20 protein-coding genes are annotated in these 24,423 nt (G+C 71.6%); 4 read left to right on the top strand and 16 right to left on the bottom strand.

Translation table 11 applies throughout. The annotated features are described in order from the left end of the window. Nucleotides 1-8: 8 nt before the first annotated feature. The gene (locus DEJ02_RS10805) at nt 9-1,151 is read left to right on the top strand and encodes a glycosyltransferase (protein ID WP_111033070.1); all 1,143 of its coding nucleotides are present in this window, start codon (nt 9-11) and stop codon (nt 1,149-1,151) included. A 1,567-nt stretch (nt 1,152-2,718) separates the two neighbouring features. Here the strand turns inward: DEJ02_RS10805 and DEJ02_RS10800 are convergent. From DEJ02_RS10800 to DEJ02_RS10770, 7 genes are all read right to left on the bottom strand, one after another. After that, entirely contained in the window at nt 2,719-4,098 is a 1,380-nt protein-coding gene (locus tag DEJ02_RS10800) for a right-handed parallel beta-helix repeat-containing protein (protein ID WP_146249266.1), read from the bottom strand. A gap of 26 nt (nt 4,099-4,124) precedes the next feature. After that, nucleotides 4,125-5,303 carry a glycosyltransferase gene (locus DEJ02_RS10795; RefSeq protein ID WP_111033068.1) on the bottom strand — a complete coding sequence of 393 codons (1,179 nt, stop codon included), beginning with the start codon at nt 5,301-5,303 and terminating at the stop codon, nt 4,125-4,127. 72 nt (nt 5,304-5,375) lie between these two features. Continuing rightward, nucleotides 5,376-6,641: a lipopolysaccharide biosynthesis protein gene (locus DEJ02_RS10790; protein ID WP_181440326.1), complete on the bottom strand. Its 1,266-nt coding sequence runs from the start codon at nt 6,639-6,641 to the stop codon at nt 5,376-5,378. 4 nt (nt 6,642-6,645) lie between these two features. Then, the gene (locus tag DEJ02_RS10785; RefSeq protein ID WP_111033066.1) at nt 6,646-7,953 is read right to left on the bottom strand and encodes a nucleotide sugar dehydrogenase; all 1,308 of its coding nucleotides are present in this window, start codon (nt 7,951-7,953) and stop codon (nt 6,646-6,648) included. Then, on the bottom strand, nt 7,950-8,966 hold the full coding sequence (locus DEJ02_RS10780) for a Gfo/Idh/MocA family protein (RefSeq protein ID WP_111033065.1): 1,017 nt from the start codon (nt 8,964-8,966) through the stop codon (nt 7,950-7,952). The genes DEJ02_RS10785 and DEJ02_RS10780 overlap by 4 nt, the downstream gene beginning before the upstream one ends. Then, nucleotides 8,963-10,060 (bottom strand): DegT/DnrJ/EryC1/StrS aminotransferase family protein, encoded by a 1,098-nt coding sequence (locus DEJ02_RS10775; RefSeq protein WP_111033064.1) that lies wholly within the window; start codon nt 10,058-10,060, stop codon nt 8,963-8,965. Before DEJ02_RS10775 ends, DEJ02_RS10780 begins: the two co-directional genes overlap by 4 nt. After that, on the bottom strand, nt 10,057-10,677 hold the full coding sequence (locus tag DEJ02_RS10770; RefSeq protein WP_111033063.1) for an acyltransferase: 621 nt from the start codon (nt 10,675-10,677) through the stop codon (nt 10,057-10,059). The genes DEJ02_RS10775 and DEJ02_RS10770 overlap by 4 nt, the downstream gene beginning before the upstream one ends. Nucleotides 10,678-10,821: 144 nt before the next feature. Between DEJ02_RS10770 and DEJ02_RS10765 the strand changes: the two genes are divergently transcribed. Continuing rightward, nucleotides 10,822-12,009 (top strand): ankyrin repeat domain-containing protein, encoded by a 1,188-nt coding sequence (locus tag DEJ02_RS10765; RefSeq protein WP_146249265.1) that lies wholly within the window; start codon nt 10,822-10,824, stop codon nt 12,007-12,009. A 107-nt stretch (nt 12,010-12,116) separates the two neighbouring features. Here DEJ02_RS10765 and DEJ02_RS10760 read toward each other — a convergent pair whose 3' ends face one another. From DEJ02_RS10760 to DEJ02_RS10730, 7 genes are all read right to left on the bottom strand, one after another. Then, nucleotides 12,117-13,313: a glycoside hydrolase family 1 protein gene (locus tag DEJ02_RS10760; RefSeq protein ID WP_111033061.1), complete on the bottom strand. Its 1,197-nt coding sequence runs from the start codon at nt 13,311-13,313 to the stop codon at nt 12,117-12,119. A gap of 24 nt (nt 13,314-13,337) precedes the next feature. Then, a complete protein-coding gene (locus DEJ02_RS10755; RefSeq protein WP_111033060.1) occupies nt 13,338-14,210 on the bottom strand; it encodes an alpha/beta fold hydrolase in 873 nt (290 codons plus the stop codon). Beyond that, nucleotides 14,207-16,003, bottom strand: coding sequence for an ABC transporter ATP-binding protein (locus DEJ02_RS10750; protein WP_111022714.1), 1,797 nt, complete (start codon nt 16,001-16,003; stop codon nt 14,207-14,209). The genes DEJ02_RS10755 and DEJ02_RS10750 overlap by 4 nt, the downstream gene beginning before the upstream one ends. Next, nucleotides 16,000-16,950, bottom strand: coding sequence for an ABC transporter permease (locus DEJ02_RS10745; protein ID WP_111022713.1), 951 nt, complete (start codon nt 16,948-16,950; stop codon nt 16,000-16,002). Before DEJ02_RS10745 ends, DEJ02_RS10750 begins: the two co-directional genes overlap by 4 nt. A gap of 58 nt (nt 16,951-17,008) precedes the next feature. Then, nucleotides 17,009-17,989 (bottom strand): ABC transporter permease, encoded by a 981-nt coding sequence (locus DEJ02_RS10740; protein WP_017886395.1) that lies wholly within the window; start codon nt 17,987-17,989, stop codon nt 17,009-17,011. After that, nucleotides 17,986-19,746 carry an ABC transporter substrate-binding protein gene (locus DEJ02_RS10735; RefSeq protein WP_258378719.1) on the bottom strand — a complete coding sequence of 587 codons (1,761 nt, stop codon included), beginning with the start codon at nt 19,744-19,746 and terminating at the stop codon, nt 17,986-17,988. The genes DEJ02_RS10740 and DEJ02_RS10735 overlap by 4 nt, the downstream gene beginning before the upstream one ends. Before the next feature lie 201 nt (nt 19,747-19,947). Next, nucleotides 19,948-21,048 carry a LacI family DNA-binding transcriptional regulator gene (locus DEJ02_RS10730; RefSeq protein ID WP_111033058.1) on the bottom strand — a complete coding sequence of 367 codons (1,101 nt, stop codon included), beginning with the start codon at nt 21,046-21,048 and terminating at the stop codon, nt 19,948-19,950. Between the two features lie 228 nt (nt 21,049-21,276). On the opposite strand from DEJ02_RS10730, the gene DEJ02_RS18475 reads away from it, so the two are divergent. Continuing rightward, on the top strand, nt 21,277-21,426 hold the full coding sequence (locus DEJ02_RS18475) for a hypothetical protein (protein WP_155896754.1): 150 nt from the start codon (nt 21,277-21,279) through the stop codon (nt 21,424-21,426). A 79-nt stretch (nt 21,427-21,505) separates the two neighbouring features. Here DEJ02_RS18475 and DEJ02_RS10725 read toward each other — a convergent pair whose 3' ends face one another. Beyond that, nucleotides 21,506-22,207, bottom strand: a complete 702-nt coding sequence (locus DEJ02_RS10725; RefSeq protein WP_258378718.1) for a GntR family transcriptional regulator — start codon at nt 22,205-22,207, stop codon at nt 21,506-21,508. A gap of 97 nt (nt 22,208-22,304) precedes the next feature. Here DEJ02_RS10725 and DEJ02_RS10720 point away from each other — a divergent pair, with 97 nt between their 5' ends. Next, nucleotides 22,305-23,516: an MFS transporter gene (locus DEJ02_RS10720; RefSeq protein ID WP_042538641.1), complete on the top strand. Its 1,212-nt coding sequence runs from the start codon at nt 22,305-22,307 to the stop codon at nt 23,514-23,516. Nucleotides 23,517-23,573: 57 nt separating this feature from the next. On the opposite strand, the gene DEJ02_RS10715 is transcribed toward DEJ02_RS10720, so the two are convergent. Beyond that, a complete protein-coding gene (locus DEJ02_RS10715) occupies nt 23,574-24,416 on the bottom strand; it encodes a formate/nitrite transporter family protein (RefSeq protein WP_111033056.1) in 843 nt (280 codons plus the stop codon). Nucleotides 24,417-24,423 lie beyond the last annotated feature (7 nt).

The following is a 24,423-nucleotide window of genomic DNA, read 5'->3' as shown; positions in this document are numbered from 1 at the left end:
ACCCGAGCATGCTCCCCGACATCGTCCACGTCTCCAGCGCCCACCCTTGGGTCGACAACCGCGTCCACCTGCGGGAGGCCGCGGCAGCCGCCGACGCCGGTTACCGCGTCCGCCTCATCGCGGTCGAGTCCGACCTCGGCGCCCCACCCACGGCCGTCGAGGTGGTGCGGATCCCACGGCGTGCGCGTGTCCGGCGCATGGTCGTGTCGACGACGCAGGCGCTCACCCTCGCCCTGCGGTCACGTGCCCGGGTGGTGCACCTGCACGATCCCGAGCTCATCTGGACCATCCCGGTGCTCCGGTTGGCCGGCCGCACCGTCGTCTACGACGCGCACGAGGACCTGCCCGACCAGGTCTGGGGCAAGGACTACCTGACCCACCGGCAGCGTGCCGTGTTCGCGTGGCTCTCGCACGGGCTGCTCCGCGTGGCCGGGACGGCGAACCGGGTGGTCACCGCGACCGAGTGGACCGGACGCCGGTTCCCGGCACCGCGCAGGATCGCGATCCACAACTTCCCCTTCGCGCGTCCGGAAGACGACGCCCAGGTCGGCCTGGAGGCGCGGCCCACCCTGGTCGCGCACGTCGGCGTCCTGAGTCACGACCGTGGCATCGACGTGCTCGCGTCCGTCGTCGAGGAACCGTCGTTCCCGGCAGGATGGCGGGTCGAGATGGTCGGCTCGATCGACCGGGCGACGTCGACGGAGCGGTTGCGTGCCGCCGAGGCCACCGGCCGTGCTGTGCACGGCGGCGTCGTCGGTCCCATGGAGGCGCGCGACCTGCTCCTCCGCGCCCGGATCGGCGTGGTCCCCTTCCGTCGGACGCCCGTCACCGACCAGATCTTCCCGACGAAGCTGTTCGAGTACCTCGCGGCCGGACTCGCCGTCATCGCCACCGACATCCCCCTGTGGCGGCACCTGTTGCGCGGGGTCGAGTGCGTGACCTTCGTCCCCGCTGACGACCCCGCGGCCATCGCCGAGGCGATCCGCCGGTACGCGGACGACCCCGCGCTCCTCGAGCGGCACGGCGCCGAGGCCCGACGGGCTGCCGCGCGGTTCACCTGGGCGCCGGAGGCCGAGCGGCTGGTCGAGATGTACGACGAACTCCTGCCCGGCGTCCGAGCAGCGCGACCGACGCCGACGGCCACCCGGTGACGCGGGCGACGATCGACCGGGCCGAGCTCGCACGTCCGGTCGGACGGGTGACGGGCGTGTTCGTCGCGGTCGCGCTCCTCGGCCTCACGATGAACTGGATCTCGGCGAACCTCGTCGCACCGATCTTCTCGTACCTGGGGTACGGCTACGTCCCCGCGCCCTGGCAGGCGCTGCTCGTCGTCATCGTGCTGACGACCGGGGTGGCGCTGACGCTCCCCCGGGTGCTCGTCCCGCCGTCGCACGTCGTGCTCTGGACGATCTTCGTGGTGTGCGTCAGCCCGACGATGATCATGAGCATCTCGACCGGGTACGTGTCCACCGCCACGGCGATCGCGCTGAGTGCCGCGGTCGGGACGGCGTTCGCACTGGTCAGCCTGGCCACGCCGAGCGGCGCGACTGCTCCGGCAGCCCGGGTCGAGGCGGCGGACGACGTGCTGGTCATCGGCGCGCGGCGGATCGACCGTGGCACGCTCACCTGGCTGGTGTGCGGCCTCTACTCCCTCGTCACGTACGGCCTGATGGCGGCGACGGTCGGCATCCACATCCGGTTCCTGGCACTCGACGACATCTACGAGGTGCGTGCCGACTACTCGGCCGACGTCGGGACCGGCGGTGCCCTCGGGTACCTGTTGACCGGTCAGGCGTACGTGATCAACCCGCTGGTCCTCGCGCGCGGCATCTTCCGTCGCCGCCCGTCCCTGGTGGTCCTCGCCCTGGCCGGGCAGTTCCTGCTGTACTCGAGCACCGGGTTCAAGGCGGTCCTGTTCTCGTTCATCGCCGTCCTCGGGATGGCGGTGCTGTTCCGGGGCGCGAAGCCGGCGCGTTCGCTCGCCTTCCTCGGTGCGCCCCTCGCGATCATGATCGTCTCCGCGGTCGCCGACGAGGTGCAGGGCGGCATCACCTGGACGTCGGTGTTCACCCGCCGCTTCATGCTGACGCCGGGGCTGCTGTCCTCGGTGTACGTCGACTACTTCTCCGACAACCCCGTCGCCCGGTACGGGTACTCGTTCCTCAGCCCCTGGATCGAGTACCCGTACGATCTGCCGCCGCCGAAACGGATCTCCGACTACCTGGTGCCCGGGTCGGTGGGCTACGCGAACGCCAACCTGTTCGCCGACGGGTTCGCGAACCTGGGGTGGATCGGGATCTTCGTCGCGGCGGCTGCGCTGTTCGTCTGGCTGCGGTTCCTCGACGGCGCGAGCCGGGGGCTCCCGATGCGGGTCGCGGCGATGGCGGTGGTGATGCCGAGCATCATGCTGTCCAACACGTCCATCTTCACGGCGATGCTCTCGCACGGGCTGCTGATGGGGACGCTGATCCTGCTGATCGCCCCGCGCAGTGGCTGGGAGCGCGCCTCGCCCAGACGACGGCCCACCGTTCCGGGCGACGATCGGCTGCGAGCACGATCCCGGGCCGGCCGCCGCTCGGCACTCGTGGGCGGAGCACCCGCACCCGCGCTGACGCAGGCAGCGGCACCGGTGCAGGGTGCTGGGCGCCGCGATGCTGCAGCACGTGCGCGGACCGCTGGCCGGACCGGCCGGCGGAAGGTGCCCGGCCGTCGGGCAGCTCAGCGCTCTCGGACCCGGAGCACCGCGCCGGCACCGGCCACGACCGCCGTCGTCGCAGCGGCCCAGTCGTTGTCCACGAGCACCAGGTCGTTGGCCGTCTGGCGGCACAGCACCCCGTAGACGGCACCGCTCTCGACGCTGCCCTCGTACCGGTTGCCCACCAGGTGCCCGCGGTTCTCGGTGGCGCGGACGTCGATCGCGACCGACGTCGCCGTGCCCTGGCGCCGCAGCCCCGCGATCCGGTTGCCGACGAGGGTGATGCCGTCGTTCGAGTGGTACAGGGAGAGCCCGCGACGGACTCCACCCGGGCAGTGGTTGTGCGCGACGATCAGGTGCCGCGTCAGGTAGACGAGCACGGCCCCGTCGCGGTCGCCGTCCCCGTACCCCGACACGGTGTTGCGGAGGACGATGCCGTTCGCCCGTTCGGCGGGGTCACCGACGGTCTCGCCCGCGCCGCGGATGACGATGCCGGACCCGGGGCCGGACGTCGTGCGGCGGACGACGTTGTCGATGACCGAGCAGTCGAGGGGCGCGTACTTCGTGGCGCCGGCGTCCGACTCGTCCTTCGAGGGGACGACGGCGATCCCCACCCGGCAGTTCTCGACGAGGTTGCGGAGGATCGCGATGGACTGCCCGCCGTGGGTGTCGATGCCTTCCCACGCGGGGACGTCGGAGACGTGGTTGTCCGCGATGACGATCCGGGCCGAACGTGGTGCGCCGAGGAGTCCGGTGGTGGTCGCGCGGACGGCCTCGATGCCGTACGAGTTCACGTACGGCGCAGGCTGGGTCACCCGGGCGATGCGGTTGCCGCGCACCGTGCCGTCGGTGCAGGAGAACATGAGCACCCCGGCGTAGCCGACGTCGGCGATGACGCAGTCCTCGACGGTGAACGCCGCGCAGTGGTCGAGCAGGACACCGTCGTGGGAGAAGTCGCGGATGTCGGCGCCGAGGATCCGGACGTCGCGGAACGGCCGGGTGACGGTGCCGACGACGTGGACACCCCGACCGAGCCCGGAGTGGTCCGACCCGGAACCCCGGAGGACCGCGTCGATGATGATGACGTCCGACGCGGCGACGACGACCATGTCGATGTCGAGCGTGGTGGAGAGCGATCCGCCGACGAACCGGATCGTCACCGCGCGGTCGATGCGCAGCGGTTCGGACAGCACCCAGTGCCGGGTCACGACGAGCACGGCACCCGCGTCGGTGGCCGCGACGGCGTCCTGCAAGCGGGCGACCCCGGTGTCGGTCACCGTCTGTGCCGTGTCAGCTGGAGCGGGACTCGAGCGGCCGGACGCGGCGGCCGCCCGGGTGTCGGTGGCGAGCAGTGCTGCGGGGATCGCTCCGGCCGCGCCGAACAGCGCACCCCGTCGGCTCACGACCGCCCGGGGTGTCCCGAGCGGCGTCACCGCCCGACGGCTTCCGGCATCGGCGAGGCGCCGGACAGCGAGCGGTACAGGTCGAGCAGGACGTGCTCTTCGTGGTCCCACCGGAAGCGTTCGAGCACGAGGGCGCGGCCGGCTTCGGCGTGCCGTCGCAGCAGGTCAGGGTCGCTGTCGTACTGGCGGAGTGCTGCCACGACGGCTTCCGGGTCGCCCGGTGGGACCCACGTCGCGCAGTCGGCGCCGTCGAGCAGCTCCCGCCAGAGCGGGACGTCGGTGGCGACGACCGCCAGTCCCGCCGCCAGGTACTCGAAGAGCTTCGTGGGGATCGACGCCGCGTAGGCCGGCGTCGGCAGGAGCGGGAGGAGCCCGACGCGGGCGGTCACCAACAGGTCGCGGGCCGCGTGCGGTGCCAGGACGCCCCGGTGATCGATGTGCCCGGTGTCGACCAGTGCGTCGAACGCTCCGCGGTCGACCGCCGAGTCGATCGGACCGGCGGTGACCACACGCCAGCCATCCGGGAGTCCGGGCGAGGCCGCGACGCCGGTCAGGACGTCGATCCCCCGGTCGCGGCTCATCGACCCGAGGTAGACAGCCACCTGACCACGAGCAGCGGCCGGCGGGGCGTCGGTGTCCTGGGCACGGAGCCGTGGGACGTTCCGGACCAGGACGGTCCGGTCGGCGCGGAAGCGGCGCGCGATGGTCGGCGTCGCGGCCACCACGGTGCGTGACCGGCGTGCCAGGGCCACTGCCGCGTGCGCCGCCACCGTGCTGCCACGGCGGGTGACGGGGCCGAGGTATTCCTTCCCCCGCACCTGCTCCGGCAGGTCTTCATGGGCGTCGTACACCACCGTCCGGTGCAGCACACGCAGGAGCGGGAGCGCCCACAACAGTTCGGGGTCGTGCAGGTGCACGATCGGCGCCCGTGACGAGAGTGCCGCCCCGATGACCTGTACCGAGGACACCAGGACCCGTCGCCCGCGACGCCGAGCCGGGATGCGTCGGACGTACACACCCGTGTCGGGATCGGGCAGGTGCCAGTCCGGATCAGCGCCGGCACCGGCGGCAGCGACGGCGACCAACGCCGTGCGGTACCCGGCACGCGCTGCGCTCGCCGCAGCGCGGAGGTGCACTCGGTTGTCGGTCCACGGGTGGGCGCTCGAGACGTGGACGATGTCGAACGGGCGGGGTCGAGGGGCCATGCAGCGAAACTACGGGGCGCCGCGGCTCCCGCGCGAGTTATATACATGTTGCATTCCGGTACGCTCGTCCGTTCAGTACGATCCGTCGAGCAGATGGTCGTCGTGACGGCGGGTCGCTCGCACCACGAGCAGCAGGACCGCCGCGTAGGAGACGGTCATCGCCGAGGCGAGCGCGACGAGCACGACCGGCATGGGGGCCCCGAGCACCGACGGCACGAGCACCGCGGCGGCGCACACCACGAGACGCGATGCGTCCCACGTCAGCTGTGCGCCCTGCCGCTGCAGCATCGACAGCACCTGCGTGACCGGCGATGCGGCGACCTGGACCGCGAACGCCGGGACGAGGACCTGGGCGTAGGTGCCGGAGACGGCCCACTCCGCACCGAACACGGTCGAGAACACGGCGGGTCCGAGCAGCACGACGACGAGTACCGCGACCGCACCCGCGGTGGCGAGACGCACGACGAGCCGCAGGACGAGCCGGCGCACGGGATCACCGGAGCGGATGCGGAGTCCGAACGCCCCGGCGGCGTACTGCGCGGTCGCGTCGGCCACCATGCCGACGGGCGCACCGAGCACCCGCATCGTGAGGGCGACGAAGCCTGCGGCGACGCTGCCGTGCAGGGCCGCGATGAGCAGGCCCGGCGCCTGCTGGCCGACGACGTTCAGCATCGAGGACCACGGCGTGATGACGAGGAACCGCCGGTGGTGACGGGCGGCGGACGAGAGCGCCCGAGGGGTGATCCGCTCGCCGTCGCCCCGCCGGAACCGGACCATCCCGAGCACGGCCGCGATCCGGCCGACCGCCAGGCCACCCACCAGCCCGACCGGACCGGCCGCGGCCATCGCCAGGTTCCAGACGGACTGGCCGATGCCCTGGCAGGCGTTGCGCACAGCGATGGACCGGTGCTGCTGCCGTCGCGCGAGCACGGCCGAGGCGATCCGTTGCGCCCCCACCGCGACGACCGTCACGGGCACGGTCCACCACAGGTCCTCGAGGGCCGGCGCGGTGAACCACCGTGCCGCGTCACCGCGGAGGCCCCAGGCAGCCCAGGCGGTGCCTGCACCGACGACCAGCGTCGAGAGCAGACCGAGTGTGACCAGCGCGTCGGTCGTCGCCCGGTCGTGTGCGACGACCAGCGCGCGGTCGGTACCGAGCGTCGCTCCGGCTCCGAGGATGCTCGCGACCGCCGTGACGACCGCGAGCGTGCCGAAGTCCGCCGGGGTGTAGAGCCGGGTCAGCAGCGGTGAGATCGCCACGACCAGGCCCTGTCCGAGGACCGTGCCCACGAGGATCGTCGCGATCGCCGGGAGGCGCCGACGGGGCGAGGACCGCACGGTGTCAGGCCACGGGGACCACGGGCGGAGCACCGATCGCGGTCACCGTGGTGGACGCCCACCGTTCGACGTCGAGGACCCGTCGGCCGTCGACGACCGTGCGGACGCCGGGGAGCCGGGACTCGTCCCACGTCGCGTACTCGGCGTGGTCGGCCTGCACGACCGCGGCGTCGACCGGGTCGCCGTCGGTGTGTGGCTCGAAGCCGAGACGGCGGAGTTCGTCGTCGGAGTAGAGCGGGTCGGAGACCGTCACGAGCGCGCCGTGCGCCCGGAGTGCGTCGACCGTGCCGAACACTCCGGAGAAGGCGGTCTCCTTCACCCCGCCGCGGTACGCCGCGCCGAGGACGACGACGCGCTGGCCCCGCAGGTCGCCGTGCAGGCGCTCGAGGAGGTCGACCGCGTGGGCCGGCATCGCGGCGTTCCTGGCACGAGCGGCACGGACGACCGTGGCCTCCGGGTCGTTCCAGAGGTACAGCCGCGGGTACACCGGGATGCAGTGACCGCCGACCGCGATCCCGGGGCGGTGGATGTGGCTGTACGGCTGCGAGTTGCAGGCGTCGATGACCGCGGCGATGTCGATGGACTGCCGTTCGGCGAACCGGGCGAACTCGTTCGCCAGCGCGATGTTGACGTCGCGGTAGGTGGTCTCGGCGAGCTTCGCGAGCTCGGCGGCCTCGGCGGTGCGGAGGTCCCAGACGCCGTTCGGCCGACCGAGGTCGTCGCGCTCGTCGAACTGCAGCACCGCTTCGTAGAAGGCCCGGCCGCGCGCCGAGCCCTGGTCGGAGAGACCACCGACGAGCTTCGGGTAGCGCCGGAGGTCGGCGAACACGCGGCCGGTCAGGACCCGCTCCGGCGAGAACACCACGTGGAAGTCCTGCCCCTCGACGAGTCCGGAGCGGGCCTCGAGCCGGGGTGCCCAGCGGCCACGGGTCGTCCCGACCGGCAGCGTCGTCTCGTACGCGACCAGGGTGCCGGGTCGCAGGTGGTCGCCGATCGTGTCGGTGGCGGCGTCCATCCAGCCGAAGTCGGGGATGCCGTCGGCATCGACGAAGAGCGGCACGACGACCACGACGACGTCGGCGCCGGGGATCGCTGCCGCGGCGTCCGTGGTCGCGCGGAGCATCCCTGCGGGGACCACCTCACGCAGGCCGTCGGCGAGCCCGTGCTCGCCGGGGAAGGGCTCGGTCGCAGCGTTCACGGCGTCGACCACCCCGCTCGCGACGTCGAGGCCCGTGACGTGTGCACCGGACCGTGCGTACTGGACGGCGAGCGGGAGCCCGATCTTGCCGAGACCGACGACGACGACGTTCATGCTGCTGCTCCTTCGGCGTCCGTGCCGAGCTGCACGGTCTGCTGGATCCGCGAGGACTCGAGGACGGCCTCGGCGACGAGCACCGTCCGGAGACCGTCGCGGAGGGTGACGATGTCCGACGGCCGCCCGAGCACGGCGTCGCGGAACGCCTCGTGCTCGACCAGGAGCGGCTCGCGCTTGGTGATGGCGAACCGGGTGCTGGCCCCCTCGGACACACCCCGGAACGCCGCGACCTGGTCCCACTCGGTCTGGACGGTGCCGTTCGCGTGGAAGGTCAGGTCGGCGGTGAGGGTGTCGGCGACGAACGTGCCGCGGTCACCGGTGACGATCAACAGGCGTTCCTTGTACGGGGTGAGCCAGTTCACGAGGTGCGAGGTCAGGGTGCCGTCGGCCAGGCGTCCGGTGACGGTGACGAGGTCCTCGTGGGGACGCCCGCTCTTGGTGCCCGCGAGCGCTCCGACGTGGACGAACGGTGACCGGGCGATCCACGACGTCGAGTCGATGTCGTGCGTGGCGAGGTCCTTCACCACACCGACGTCCGCGATCCGTGCGGGGAAGGGCCCCTGTCGACGCGTGACGATCTGGTAGACGTCGCCCAGCTCGCCGGCGTCGAGCCGCTGCCGCAGTGCCTGCAACGCCGGGTTGTACCGCTCGATGTGCCCCACCGCGCCGACGAGTCCTGCGCGGTCGAAGGCGGCCACGAGGCGCGAGGCAGCCGGACCGTCGACCGCGACGGGCTTCTCGATCAGGGCGTGCACCCCCGCCGCGGCGAGTTCCAGACCGACGGCTTCGTGGTGCGCCGTGGGGACCGCGACGACCGCGGTGTCGACGCCGAGTGCGACGAGCTCACCGACGGACCGGACGACCGGCACGCCCTGGGCGACGTCGTGCTGGTCACCGAGGGCATCGGCGACGCCGACGAGCTCGACCCCCTCGAGCGAGCGCAGGACCCGGGCGTGGTGCCGCCCCATCATCCCGAGGCCGATGACCCCGGCCCGCAGCACGCCGCTCATCGTCCGGCCCCGGCGAGGGTGTTGACGGCCTCGACGACGCGGTCGAGCTGCGAGAGCGTCAGGGTCGGGTAGACGGGGAGCGCGAGGACCTCGGACGCGGCACGCTCGGTCTCGGGCAGGTCGAGGTCGTGTGCGAACGACGGGAGGCGGTGGACGGGCGTCGGGTAGTAGACCCCGGTCCCGATGCCGAACTCGGAGCGCAGCGCCGCCGCGAAGCCGTCGCGGTCGGACGGCACCCGCACGACGTACTGGTGGAAGACGTGCTCGGCTCGGGGGTCGGTCGTCGGTGTCACCACCCCGTCGAGTTCACGGCTGAAGTAGGCCGCGTTCGCCTGGCGCTGTGCGGTCCACCCGAGCACCTTGCGGAGCTGCACCCGCCCGATCGCGGCGTGGATGTCGGTCATCCGCGCGTTGAAGCCGATGACCTCGTTCGCGTAGCGCTGCTCCATGCCCTGGTTCCGGAGCAGCCGGAGCATCCGGTCCACCGCGGCGTCGCGGGTCGAGACCATGCCCCCTTCGCCCGCGGTCATGTTCTTGGTGGGGTAGAGGCTGAACGCCGCGGCGTCGGACGAGCTGCCGACGCGCGTGCCGGCCCACCGGGCACCGTGCGCCTGCGCAGCGTCCTCGACGACGAGCAGGTCGTGCTCCTCGGCGATCCGGGCGATCGCGGTCATGTCGGCCGGGTGCCCGTAGAGGTGCACCGGCATGATCGCCCGCGTGGCCGGGGTGACCGCGGCCCGGACAGCCGCCGGGTCCAAGCAGTAGGTCAGGGGATCGATGTCGACGAACACCGGCTCGGCGCCGACGAGTCGGACCGCGTTCGCCGTCGCCGCGAAGGTGAACGAGGGGACGATGACCTCGTCACCCGGACCGATGCCGAGCGCGACGAGCGCCAGGTGCAGTGCAGCGGTGCCGCTGTTGACCGCGGTGACCGAGGCGCCGTCGACGAGGACATCGCCGAACTCGTGCTCGAACGCGGCGACCTCGGGGCCCTGTGCGAGCCCGCCGCCTTCGAGCACGGCATCGACGGCGCGGCGTTCTTCGAGGCCGATGAGGGGCTTCGCCGCGGGGATGAGTTCGAGTGTGGTGGTCAACGGATCGCCTCGATCGTGTCGGTGGTCTCGGAGTGGAGGAAGCGGTCACCGGTCTCGGTGCAGACCAGCGTGCGGTCGTCGACCTGCGCCAGCCGTCGGCCGGTCCGGCTCACCCAGCCGATGCGGCGGGCGGGGACCCCGGCGACGAGCGCGTGGTCCGGGACGTCGTGGACGACGACGGCGCCGGCCGCGACCATCGCCCACCGGCCGATGCGGATGGGGGCGACGCAGAGCGCCCCGGCGCCGATCGACGCGCCGTGCTCGACGACGACGGCCGTGGGCCGCCAGTCGTCGGCGTCCTGCACGGAGCCGTCCGGGTTGATCGCCCGCGGCGTGTTGTCGTTGGTGAGGACGGCACCTGGGCCGATGAAGACTCCGTCGCCGACGACCGCCGGTCCGTAGACGAGGGCGCTGTTCTGGATCTTGCAGCGCGCACCGATGCGAACGCCGGCGCCGATCGTGACGCCGCGGCCGACGAGGGTCTCGCTGCCCACGGACGCGTGTGCCTCGACGTGGGAGTCGTCCCAGATGCGGACCCCGGGAGCGACGGCCGCCGAGGGCGACACGACTGCTGCCGGGGCGATGAACGCCGTCGGGAGAGTGGGACTGGGGGTCATGGGTGCGCTTCCGGATCAGGCGCGGCGGGACCTCCGCTGCCGGACCACCATACGATATACCGGTACGACATATCAAGTGTGATGATCGCGAGTGCGATGCAATAGCACCGCAGCCCTGCCGCCGGACGCCGGTAGTGTCGTCCCGTGCGATGGAGTCGAGTGAACTGGCCCTCCGTTGGCTACGTCTCCCTCGAGGACTTCGACGGCCAGCGCGAACACGTGACCCGGTTGCTCGAGGACGCCCCGCCCACGATCGCCGCGCTCCTGACCGTCAAGTGGACCGACTCGCGGATCGAACGCTGGGTCGTGGAGTCCGCCGACGCGGTCGTCGACCCGGACGCCGACGAGGACGACGTGACGACCCCCGTCGACCTGCCGGGGCACGGTGTGCCCGACCCGGTCGTCGTGCACGCCGACATCGTGGTGCGCAACGACGAGGTCCTCGACACCCCGAGCGGCCTGTGGCGTCGCTGGAACCACGCCAGGGTGTCGCTCCGGCTCCGGGACGCCGTCATCGACCCGCCGGGTGTCGATCCCGCAGCACTGCTCGCCGGTGACGCGCACGTCGCCCGGGGCGAGCTCGAGTACCTGAACGAGCACGACGCCTGGGAACTCCGCCTGCTGATCTCCCCCGTCGGCGAGGTCGCGATCCGGTTCCGGGGCGTCCGGGTGGCGATCCGGAGCGTCGCCGAGAGCGTGTACGCCGACCTCGAGGCGCGCCCGGCACGCGGCTGGCACGGCCCGGTGCCGGACGGCTGGGTCGAGTGGACGACCGAGGTGGTGCGGGCAGCGGCCTACGGCGACCTCGGCGGACTGCACCTGGCCGACGACGCGAGCGACGTCGACGACGTCGACCCCCGCTGGGGCTTCGCCCCGCTGCACGCCGCCGCGTGGTTCGACCACCCCGAGATGCTCGAGGAGCTCCTGCGCCGCGGCGCGACCCTGCAGCTGGAGGACACCGAGGGGCGGACGCCGCTGACGCTGGCGATCGACCGTGACGCGCGACGGGCGGTCGACGTGCTGGTCGGAGCGGGTGCCGACCTGGAGGCCCGTGACGGCGACGGCAACACCCCGATCGTCCGCGCCGCGTGGGGTGGGCACGCCGCGATCGTGCGTGCCCTCGCCACCGCGGGTGCGGACACCAGGGCGCGCGGGTCACGGGGCGCGACGCTGCTGATCGCGGCCGTCGACTCCGGCGACCTCGGCACGGTCCGGGTCGTGCTGTCGCTCGACGTCGACCGGGACGCCGTCGACGACGAGGGCTCGACCGCTGCGGACCGCGCGGAGCTGCTCCGCGAGACGGCCGTCGCCGACCTGCTCGCCGCTGCCTGAGCGCAGTCCGCACCACGGCCCGTGGGTCGCCCCGCGCCGGACGTGACGATGCGCGGCGGACGGGAGCAGGGCCTCCCGTCCGCCGCGCGCCTGCGGGGTCGACCGTCCTAGACGGTGACCTGCTCGATGGCGTTCGCCTGCGCGACCCGCCCGTACCAGCGGGCGGAGTCCTTCGGCGTGCGCTCGAAGGTCTCGCGGTTCCACGCGACCAACCCGAACGTCGGGCGGAAGCCGGAGGCCCACTCGTAGTTGTCCAGGAGCGACCAGTGCTGGTAGCCGAGGACCTCGATGCCGTCCTCGATGCAGCGGTGGATGCCCTCGAGGGCGCCCTGCGTGTAGGCCTGTCGGCGGGAGTCGTCGGCGGTGGCGATGCCGTTCTCGGTGATCATCAGCGGGACGCCGCCGGAGAGCTCCCACGCGCTGCGGAGCCCGTCGGCCGAGGCCTCGGGGTAGAACTCCCAGCCGGTGAGGGTCGTCTCGACGTCGTCCGTCACGGGCAGGGGCCCGTCCGGACCGATGAACGTGCGGGTGTAGGCCTGCACGCCCAGGAAGTCGTCGCCGGCGGCCTGCTCGAGGTACCAGTCGTCGCGCGGGTACCCGTACTCGCGGAGCATGGCGTCCGCCCCGGGCTCGCCGGACGACTTGAAGGCCTGGGTCGCGATGGTCCACCCCGACTGGAGGCCCGACACCTGTGACAGGACCTCGCGCGACCGCTTGTGGCTGGCCAGCAGGGCGTCGGCGACCCCCAGGTCCGGGTTCGGCAGACCGAAGGCCACCAGGTTGGCCGCGTCCTCGCCGCCCGCGAGCATGGCCGCGATGTTCGGCTCGTTGATCGTGCAGACGTAGCGGACACCGTCCTGCACCACGGGGAGCGCGGCCTCGGTGTAGCGGGCGAACAGGTCGGCGGCGTCGGGTGCCCGCCAGAAGCCGTCGCGTTCGAACCAGCGCGGCACCGTGAAGTGCATGAGGGTGACGATCGGCTCGATGCCGAACTCGTGGCAGGCGTCGACCATGCGGCGGTAGTGGTCGACCTCGGCACGGCTGACGAACCCGCGCTCGGGCTCGATGCGGGCCCACTCGATGCTGAACCGGTAGGAGTTCAGCCCGAGCTCGGCCGCGATGCGGATGTCCTCGCGGTACCGGTGGTAGCTGTCCGCCGCGTCACCCGAGGGCTCGACGATCGTGGTGTCCGGCTCGTGCTCGTGCACCCACCAGTTGCTGTTGACGTTGTTGCCCTCGATCTGGTGGGCGGCGGTGGCGGCACCCCAGAGGAAGCCGTCGGGGAACTGCAGCGTGGAGATGATGGTGCCTTTCAGTGCTTGTTCGAGTCAGTGCTGGCTCAGGAATGCGTCGAAGACGGCGACCGTCCCGAGCGGGTTCTCGACCTGGGGGCCGTGGTAGCTCGCGGGGATGACGACGTACTCGGCGCCGGTCTGCTCGGCCATCGCCCGCTGCCACGGGATCGGCCAGGCGTTGTCCCACTCGCCGTGGGCGACGAGGACCGGCAGGCCCGTGGCGCGCAGGGCGTCGGAGGCGTCGGTGTGGTCCTCGAGGATGTGGCCACCGGCGACGACGCTGAGCGGGCTCGTCGCGTCGAAGCGGTCGCGCACCATCCGGACGTCGTCGGGCAGCTCAGCGTCGGGGCGGTACGCCCAGAGCGGGTTCGTCGAGTCGAACAGCTGCCGGAGGTTCCCGCCGGTGTCGTGCAGGATCGTCAGCTCGGCGACCTTGCGGTACGGCCACCCGTGCGGCCCGGAGCAGAACTGCACGACGTCGCGGAACGCCGTCGGGTCCTGGAGCGCGGCGGCCCGGACGATCACACCGCCGAGCGAGTGTCCGACCAGGTGCACGGGGGCACCGTCGTCGAGCAGGCGCGCGACCCGGACGACGTCGGCGGCTTCTTCGTCGAGGGAGTAGTCCCGCGGCTCGGTCGGCGCTGCCGAGTCGGCCTGACCACGCCGGCTGATCGCGACCGCGGTCCACCCGGCGTCGCGGAGCACGGGCAGGAAGGTCCGCCAGTCCTCCTTCGAGCCGGTGTACCCGGGGACGATGAGCACGGTGCCCTTCGACACCCCCTCGGGCACGATCCGGTAGGCCGTGAGCCGCCCGACCGGGACGTCGATCCCGACGACGTCGACGCCGTCCGGGGTGGGCAGGTGCCCGAACGGCGGGACCGTCGGGAAGTCGTGCAGGTTCGTCATGCGCGCAGGGTCCTCCGCGGGTTGGGAACGGCGTCGAGGAGGGCGATCGTGTACGGGTCCTGCGGGTCCTGCAGCACCTGGGCCGTGTGACCCCGCTCGACCACGGCGCCCTCGTGGAGCACCATGATGTCGTCCGTGATGAGCCGCGCACTCAGCAGGTCGTGCGTGATGTAGAGGAGCGAGACGCCCCACTGCTCGCGGAGGTCCTCGAGCAGCGCGAGCACACCGGCGCGCAGCGTCACGTCGAGCATCGAGACCGGCTCGTCGGCGATGATCACCTGCGGGTCACTCGCGAGCGCCCGGGCGATCACCACACGCTGCCGCTGCCCGCCGGAGAGCTGGTGCGGGAGCTTCTGCGCGAACTGCTCGACCGGGGTGAGCCCGACCGTCTCGAGCAGCTCGAGCACCCGGCGTCGGGCATCGCGCCCGGTCAGCCCGGTGTAGTTCGCGATGGGCCGGGACAGCGTGTACTCGACCGTGTGCAGCGGGTTGAGCGCCGAGTACGGGTCCTGGAACACCATCTGGACCTCGGAGCGGAGGTCCCGCAGGCCGCGCTTGCCGAGGCGGGCGACGTCGAGGTCCCCGAACCGGACCGTGCCGGTGGTCGGCTTCTCGACGCCGGTGAGCAGCTTCGCGATGGTCGACTTGCCCGAACCGGACTGGCCGACCAGGGCGAGCGACTGCCCGGGCTCCAGGGTGAACGACACGTCGCGCACGGCCTGCACCGGCTGCTCACCGCGGCGGGGAGCCGGGTAGGTCTTCACGATGTGGTCGACGACGATCGGGTTGCGGGCGGCACTGCGCTCGCGGGAGCCGACGGTGCTAAACGACGAGGTCGTCTCCTGCCGCTTCTCGCCGGCCTCGGCACGGAGCGAGCGGTCCGGGAAGCCCGGCAGCGACACCACCTCGGCGCGGGGGTCGGCGTAGTGCGACAGGAGCATCTGCGTGTACTCGTCCTGCGGGTCGCGGAGGATCTCGCGGGAGCCGCCGTCCTCGACGATCCGGCCCTCGTGCATGACGAGGACGCGCTCGGTGGCCTCGAGGACGATGCCGAGGTCGTGGCTGATCAGGATCGCCGTGAAGCCCTCGGTGCGCTGGAGCTCGATGATCGTGTCCATCACGGCGTGCTGCACGAGCACGTCGAGCGCCGTCGTCGGCTCGTCGAACACCATGAGCTGCGGCTCGAGCGAGAGCGCCAGGGCGATGGAGACGCGCTGCCGCATGCCGCCGGAGAGCTCCCCGGGGAACCGGGCGAGCATCGAGGTCGGCAGCTTCACCTTCTCGATGAGCTCCTTCATCCGGGCGTCCCAGCGGTCGCGCGACACGTGGCCGTGCGCCTTGAAGACGTCGATGAAGTGGTTCCGGATGGTGCGCACCGGGTTGAGCGCGTTCATGCCGGACTGCAGCACCATCGCGAAGCCGCCCTGCCGCTGCTGGCGCAGGGCTTCGTCGTCGAGGTCGCGGATGTCCTTGCCCGCGAAGACGATGCTGCCGCCGTTCGTGCGCGCCGGCGGCTTCTGCAGCCGGGTCAGCGCGTAGCCGAGCGTCGACTTGCCGGAACCGGACTCGCCGACCAGGCCGACGAACTCGCCCTTCTTGAGCTGGAACGACACGTGGTCGACGGCTTGGACGGCCGTCTGGCCGGCCGATTCGTAGACGACCGACAGGTCGCGGACGTCGAGCAGGACGGAGGCGTCGCCCTGGTCGTGACGGGCGTCGGACCGGAGGCCCGTGGCGGCGCCAGTGGGCGCCTCCAGGCCGTCTGCAGGGTGCGTTTCTGGCAAGCCGCTCATGCGCGCTTCTCCTTACGGGGCCGTGCGCCGTCGCGCAGCCGCGGGTTGGACACGGCGTCGACGCCGAAGTTGATCAGGGTGAGGCTCATCGCGAGCAGCGCGATGCAGAGACCCGGCGCGAAGAGCAGGATCCACTGCCCCGTGAGGAGCGCGTTCGAGTTCTGCGCCCAGTACAGGATCGTGCCCCAGCTGACGATCGACGAGTCGCCGAGTCCGAGGAACTCGAGGCCCGCCTCCGCGAGGATGGCGCTGGTGGCGGCCCCGAAGAAGCTGCCGACGATGAGGCTCGTCATGTTCGGCAGGATCTCGCGGAACACGATGCGGGTCGCGCCCTCACCCGAGAACTGGGCGGCGGTGACGAAGTCCCGGCCGCGCAGCGACTGCGTCTGCGAGCGGAGCACGCGAGCACCCCACGCCCACCCGGTGACGACGATGACCGCGATGATCACCGCGATGCCGCCGTTCTGCAGGTAGGCGGCGATGACGATCATCAGGGGCAGGCCCGGGATGACGAGGAACAGGTTCACGATGAACCCGATGACCTCGGCGATCCAGCCGCGGACGTAGCCCCAGCTGAGGCCGATCGCGACGGCGACGAGCGTGGACAGGATGCCCGCGACCGCGCCGACCATGACCGAGATGCGGGCGCCGTAGATGATCTGGGAGAGGACGTCCTCGCCGGCGGCGGTGGTGCCCATCCAGTGGTCGGGCGTCGCGTCGGCGGACCGGGCGAAGCCGTTCTGGCTGGCGCCGTACGGGGCCAGGAGCGGGGCGAAGATCGCCACGAACACGAAGACGCCGAGGATGATGATGCCGATCCGGGCCTTCTTGTTCGACCAGACGACGCCGAACTGGCGGGCGGCGGCGCGCCACTTGGACGGCGCCTGGGCTGCTTCTTCTTGCGTGCGGACTGCGACTGTGGCGTCCGGGGTGGTGGTGTTGGTCATCGACGTGCCCCCGGGTGCTTGATGTGGGCGCAGCACGCCGCCTTCGTGATGTTGTTGGTCATCGACGCGTCCTCGGGTCCAGGACGCCGTACATGACGTCCACGATGAAGTTGGCGATGAGCACCGACACGGTGATCATCAGGAAGAGGGCCTGCATGAGCGGGTAGTCCTGCCCGATGACGGCGTTGAACAGCAGGTAGCCGATGCCCGGGTAGCCGAAGACCTGCTCGACCAGGACCGAACCGCCGACCACGCCACCGAGCGCCAGACCGAAGCCGGTCAGGTTCGGCAGGATCGCGTTGCGGGCCGCGTAGCGGATGGCCACGGTGCGTCCGCGGAGGCCGTTGGCCTCGGCGAAGGTCACGTAGTCGTCACCGAGGGTGTTGATCATCGCGTTGCGCATGCCGATGATCCAGCCGCCGAGGCTCGTCACCAGGATCGTGACGGCCGGCAGCACCGCGTGCTGCAGTGCGTCGCCGAAGAAGGCACCGTTCAGGCCCGGCGTCGTCGTGGCCGAGTAGGCGCCCGTGGTCGGGAACCAGTGCAGCACGTAGCCGAGGAAGAACAGCAGCAGCAGGGCGGTCCAGAAGTACGGGAACGTCGACATGAAGCTGCCCGACAGGGTGGGCAGCGAGTCGAGCCAGGTGCCGCGCTTCCACGCCGCCGCGACACCGATCAGGGTGCCGAGGACGAAGGCCAGGATCGTGACGACCCCGACGAGGATCAGCGTGTACGGCAGGGCCTTCGACACGAGGTCACCGACGGGCTGCGGGTAGAACGTGTAGCTCGTGCCGAAGTCGAGGGTGATGACCTGGTGCAGGTAGCTGACGTACTGGTCCCAGAGGTTGCCGGTCGGCACCCCGAGCTGGGCCTCGATGGCCTTCTTGGTGGCGTCGGTGACCGGACCGTTCTGGCTGAGCTTCGCGAGTGCGGCGTCGGCCGGGCTGCCGGGCATCAGGCGCGGGAGCACGAAGTTCAGCGTGACCGCGGCCCAGAGGGTCAGGACGAAGAGGACGAGTTTCTGGAGGATGTACTTCACTTCTGGTCCTCCTGCTGCGCGGCGTCCTGCTCCTGCAGGATCTGCTTGCCGGCGGCGCTGTCGCGCAGACGGAGCTTCGTGAAGATGAGCAGCGGTGCCGAGTCGTAGTTCTGCGGTGCCATGTAGGGGTCCTTCGCGCTCGGCCAGCCGACGAACTTGCCGGTGTTGAACAGGCCCCAGAGCCCGCCGTAGTACATGCCGATGACGGGGAGCTCGTCGTACACGGTCTGCTGCAGCTGGTCGAGGATCTCCTGCTGCTTCGCGGTGTCCGTCGTCGCCTTGTACTCGTCGAGGAGCTCCTGGGTGTCGGCGTTCTTGTACCGCTCGTAGTTGTTCACGGTCGACTTGCCGACGGGCTGGTAGAACTCGCTGCTGAGCAGGGAGTTGAACGCCTGGTAGACGTCGCCGTTGCCCATGCCGCCCATCGCCATGTCGAACGTGCCGTTGTTGATGTTCTGCTGGTACCCGGCGGGCTGCGGCGCCTGGATAGTCACCTTGATGCCGATGGCCGTCAGTTCGCGGCGGACCTCCTGCGCGGCGCGGAGCCAGTCGGAGTAGCCGTTCGCGGTCATGATCGTGATCGCGAGCTGCTTGCCGTCCTTGACGACCTTGCCGCCCTGCACGGTGTAGCCGGACTTCTCGAGGCTGGCGAGCGCCGCCTTCGTGTCCTGCGTGATCATGCCCTTGTCGGGGATGTCCGGGTTGAGGTAGCGCTCCTGGTTCGGCAGGATCAGGCCGGTCTGGCCCGCCGCCGACAGGTTGCCCTCGGACGCGGTCTCGGCGATGGCGTCGCGGTCGAGCGCGAGCGAGATGCCCCGGCGGACGTTGACGTCGTTGTACGGCGCCTTCGTGAGGTTCGGGATGAGGCCGATCACACCGCCGGCCGGGAACCACCACTCGTTCGTCTTCGACGCGGCGCCCCAGGTGCCCTTGACGTCGGAGATGAACGAGTACGCCCAGTCGTAGCCGCGCGTGACGGTGTCGAGCTGCGTGTTCGTCGCCGGCAGGATGAGGTGCTTGATGGCGATCTTGTCGGCCTGCCAGTACTTCGGGTTCTTGTTCATCGAGTACTGCTGGTCGGTGTAGTTGCCGAGGACGAACGGACCGGTGCCGACCGGGTTCGGGTCGCGCCAGGTCGTCGGGTCCTTCACGCCGCCCCAGTGGTCCTCGCCGAGGATGTACGTCTGCCCGATGATCGTCAGGCTCGGGACGTCCTCGCTCTTGAGGTGGAAGACGACGTGGTCGCCGTCCTGCTCGATGCTCTTGATGTGCTGCCAGGCGCCCTTGACGTCCATGGCGGGGAACTTCTTGAGCAGGTCGAACGTGAAGACGACGTCCTTCGCGCTGAACGGCGACCCGTCGGACCACTCGACGCCCGAGCGGATCGTCATGTCGATGGTCTTCGCGTCGGGCTGGCTCCACGCGCTGGCGAGCCACGGGTTGCGCTTGCCGTCGAGGGGGTTCACCTCGATGAGGGGCTCGTACATCCACTTGGAGGCCGTGCGGGCGTTCGCGATGTACGGGTTGAAGTTGCGGTCGAACAGCGGGTTGCCGCGGTCCGCGTTGATGAGCATCGTGTCCTTGCCGATGGTGGGATCGGGTTCGGAGCGGACCTGGATGCTGCAGCCGGTGGCCACGAGGGCCACTGCGGCGAGGCCGGCGATGGCCGCGACGAGGCGGCCTCGGCGGCGGGGGCCTGGGTCACGCGTGCCGCGCGTGCGCTGTGGGGGAAGCGTCATTGCTCGGTCGACCTCCATGTCGATTCGGTACGTGCTCAATGTATGCGCTTACATCGTGGCGTGCAACTGCGGGTGTTGTTTCGCGGGGCGGCACGGTGCGAGGTGCGCCGACTGGTGCGAGGTTGCCCGCTCTGTGCACTGCTACGGGCTCGCACGGGGCGCGGAAGGTCGCACGGGGTGGGCAACGCCGCACGGTGCGACCTCGCGATGGCACGCACGCTACAGCGCGGGCGGGCAGCTCTCGCGCAGCAGCACCTCGACGGGCAGGCGCACGGCGCGCGGCGGCCCCTCGCGACGCTCCAGCCGGTCGACGATCGCCAGGACGGCAGCACGCCCGAGCGCCCCCATCGGCTGGTGCACCGTCGTCAGGCGCGGCGACGAGAACCGACCGGCGTCGATGCCGTCGAACCCGGTCACGACGAGGTCCTCGGGCACGCGGAGCCCCCGGGCAGCGGCGGCGTCGAGCACCCCGAGCGCGGACTGGTCGTTCGAGCAGACCACGGCGCGCGGGACGTCGTCTTCCAGCAGCGACACCGCGAGCTCCCGCGCCCGGGCCCGCCCGAAGTCGCCGTGCACGGTGCGCACCGCCGAGGCCGGCACCCCGTGGTCGGCCAGCGCCGCGCGGAACCCCGCCGAGCGCTCCATGTCGTCGGGCGAGTCGATCGGCCCCGCCACGTACGCGAGGGACCGGATCCCCAGGCGCCCGATGACGTGCGACGCCAGGGTCCGCATGCCCGCGGCGTTGTCCACGCTCACCGAGTCGAACCCGTGCGAGCGCCGGTCGTCGGCGAGCACCACGACGGGGATGCGGCGGGCGACGTGCTCGAGCAGGTCGTCGGGCACCGTCTGCGCCAGCACGGCGAGCCCGTCGACCCGGCCGGCGACGTCGTTCACGATGACGTCGCGCGACGAGCCCCGCCCGGCGGCGACCATGAGCGCGAGCCCCCGCTGCCAGGCCTCGGTCTCGGCACCGCGCAGGACCTCGTCGAAGTACAGGTTGGACGAGAACGGCTGCGTCACGTGGCGCCGGTCGTCGACCACGCGGACGCCGCCGTCGGTGACCAGGTCGGGCCGCTCGTCGGGTGCCACGTCGAACCCGGGCAGCAGCAGTCCGACGACGCCGGTGCGCTTGCCGGCGAGGGCACGGGCGTTGCCGGACGGGACGTAGCCGAGGCTCCGGATCGCCGCCTGCACGCGGTCCCGCGTGCCCTCGCGGACGGCGTCGGGCGTGCGGAGCACGCGCGAGACGGTGGCGATGGAGACGCCGGCCGCAGAGGCGACGTCGTAGACCGTGGGAGGTGCGGTGCGCTGGTCGGCCAACCCGTGCCTCCCCTTCGACGTCCGCTGGTGCCGCGCCTCGCGCTGTGCGGCCGGACCATCCTAGGCATGCCGTGTGCCGGGAGTTCTCCACACGGTGCCGGAAACGCTTGCGGGACAGCGGGGGTCGCGCGACACTGTTCCGACCTCAGTACGTCCCGTGAGGAAGCGCACCAGCGGGCCGCGTGCCCGCACCGATCAGGTTGCCCACACACAGGGGAAGGACACGACATGTCACAGTCGACACGTTCCGGGAGCAAGCTCGCACTCCGCGCGAGCCACGACGAGGCCGAGGTGCGCGACGCGCTGCTCGAACGCACGGATTCGATCCGCACGTTCGACGACCTCGACGCGCCGCAGGAGACGACGGACCTGCGCTAGCGGCTCGCGCCCGGCCTCCCCCCGGACACGGCCAGGAGGCCCGGGCAGGCGCCCGCAGACCGCTCACGTCCGCGGGCACTCAGCGCTCGGTCGCGCCCACGATCGTCATGCCTGCCCCGCGCAGGCGTCGGCGCTCCTGCGCGATCCAGCTGAGGAGCCGGTCGTTCGTGCCGGCGACGTGCGCGGCGACGAGGTCCGCTGCGCGGTCCGCGTCCCCGTCGCGCACGGCGTCGATGATGGCGCTGTGCTCGTCCCAGGCGGCGTCGCGCGCTTCGGGCTTGCGGACCTCGATCCAGCGCGTGCGCTCGAGCCGCGTCAGGGCGTCGGCGATCGCGTCGGTGACGAACCGGTTGCCACCGAGCGCGGCGAGGTCGAGGTGGAACGTCGACCCCATGCGGATGCCGGCCTGCTGGTCGGGGGTGGGCTGGAGCGCGTCGAGGTGCCCGCGGACCTCGGCCAGCTGCTCGGGGGTGGCACGCTGGACGGCCAACCGGGCGGCAGCGGGCTCGAGGATGCCGCGGAGTTCGGCGAGCGAGGCGATCTCGTCGAGGTCGATCGGGGTGACCGTCCACGAGCGGCCCTCGTGCAGGATGAGTCCCTCGCGCTCGAGCCGCGACAGTGCGGCGCGGACCGGTGTGCGCGAGGCGTGGAACCGTGCCTCGAGCCCGCGCTCCGAGATGCGCTCCCCCGGTGCGATGTCGAGGGTCAGGATGGCCGCGCGCAGGTTGTCGTAGAGCTGGGCCGTCTGCGACACGGGCGCGGCGTCGGTCGTGTCGGTCACGGCGGACAAGCCTAGCGGCGTGACGGCGGGAATGGTATACCGTTCTGGTATACCAATCCGTTCCGCGATGGAACGACGACGAACGGCCGACACACCCATGCCCACGACCGACGCCCCGCAGCGATCCACCACGACGCCGCCGGTCTCCGCCCGCGCCTGGACGATGCTCGCCCTCGGGGTCGCGGCCCAGGCGGCCGGGACGCTCGTCGTGTCCGCCCCGGCGCTGCTCATCCCCCACCTGCTCAGCCGCGGCACGTCCCTGCCGGCCGCCGGCCTGCTCGCCGCCGCCCCCACCTTCGGCATGGTGCTGACGCTCATCGCCTGGGGCGCGATCACCGACCGGTTCGGCGAGCGCGTCGTCATCGCCGGCGGACTCGTGCTCACCACGCTGGCGGTGGTCGGCGCCTGGCTGGCCGCGGGCGACCCGGTGCTGCTCGGGTTGGCGTTCCTGGCCGGCGGCATGACGAGCGCCTCGACGAACGCCGCGAGCGGTCGGGTCGTGGTGGGGTGGTTCCCGAAGGAGCGCCGGGGACTCGCGATGGGCATCCGGCAGATGTCGCAGCCGCTCGGGGTGACGCTCGCGGCGGTCACGGTGCCGCAGCTCGCCGAGGGCTCCGGGATCCGCGCGGCCCTGGTCCTGCCGATCGTGCTGTGCGCGGTGCTCGCCGTCTGCTGCGCGATCGGGATCACCGACCCGCCACGCCCTGCCCGGGCCACGGTGGCGACGACGGCGACCGCGAACCCCTACCGATCGAGCGGCTTCCTGTGGCGGGTGCACGCGGTGTCGGTCCTGCTCGTGGTGCCGCAGTTCACCCTGTCGACGTACGGGCTCGTCTGGCTCGTGGGTCTCGGCTGGTCGACACCGGCGGCCGGGCTGCTCGTCGGCGCCGCGCAGTTCGTCGGGGCGATCGGCCGGATCCTGGTCGGTGGCTGGAGCGACCGTGCCGGATCGCGCGTCGGACCCCTGCGCATCGTCGCGGTGAGCGCCGCGGTGGTGATGGCGGTGCTCGCGGTCGTCGACGCGACGCACCTGGCCGGGGCCGCGGTGTTCCTGGTGCTCGCGACGAGCGTGACGGTCGCCGACAACGGGCTGGCGTACACGTCGGTCGCCGAGGCGGCGGGGCCGTTCTGGTCCGGCCGGGCGCTCGGTGCGCAGAACACCGGGCAGTTCATCGCGGCGAGCGCCGTCGGTCCGGGCATCGGGGCGCTGGTCGGTGCGCTCGGGTTCGCGGCGTCGTTCGGCATCGTGGCGGTGCTCCCGCTGCTCGCGGTCCCGCTGGTGCCCCGACGCGACCGGTCGCACGACTGACCGTCCGCACGACGCAACGCGATCGACCCCGTCGGTCGGCTCCGCCCGTCGCGCCCGTCACCCCTGTTCGTGGTCCGCACGCTCGGGGTCGTCCTGGGATTCCCGTCGGCGGTCCTGCATGAGCTCCTTCGTCCGGAGCAGGCGCAGCGCCGTCACGAGCACCAGCCCACCGAGGACGTTGAATAGCAGCGTGTATCCGAACCAGCCGAGCCACTGCCCGTAGGTGATGTCCGCGCCCGACTGGATCGCCCCGAAGACGAGCAGCGAGTCGAGGATCGAGTGGAAGAGCTGCAGCCCGGCGAGCAGGAAGCCTCCGGCGACGGCGGCGACGAGCTTCGCGGGGTCCGAGTCGGTGCCCTGCTGCATCCGCGTCATCAGGGTGATGGTGCTGCCGCCCAGGACCGCCAGCACGATGCTCTGCAGTCCGAACGGCGCGTCGACGTAGTGGTGCGCCGACTCCGAGAGCGTTGCGTGCCACTGCGGGAACGCCTGGACGACGAGCCACATGAACACCCATCCCCCGGCCAGGTTCGCCACGAGGGTGCCGCCCCACAGTCGCACGAGCTGCAGGACGGTCCCCTCGCGGGCGACCACGGCGGCGACCGGCATCAGGAAGTTCTCGGTGAAGAGTTCGCTGTGCGCCAGGTACAGCGCGATGAAGCCGATGCCGAAGGCCAGCCCGGCGAGCAGGTGGCTGTCGGTCTCGGTGAGCACGGCGAGGTACGCCATCACGCCGAGACCGACCTCGAGGCCACCGAAGAACCCCGTGACGAGGACGGCCCGGGTCGTCCGTTGCAGCCGCTCCGCGCCCTCCTCGATGGTCGCGTCGAAGGACTCCGCGAGTTCGTCCTCCACGGGTGCGTCACTGGTGCCGAGCTCACGTCGGCGGTCGTCGGTCATGGCCGGG

Source organism: Curtobacterium sp. MCLR17_042, from assembly GCF_003234695.1.
Lineage (GTDB): Bacteria > Actinomycetota > Actinomycetes > Actinomycetales > Microbacteriaceae > Curtobacterium > Curtobacterium flaccumfaciens.
This window is presented reverse-complemented; position numbering and strand designations above follow the sequence as displayed.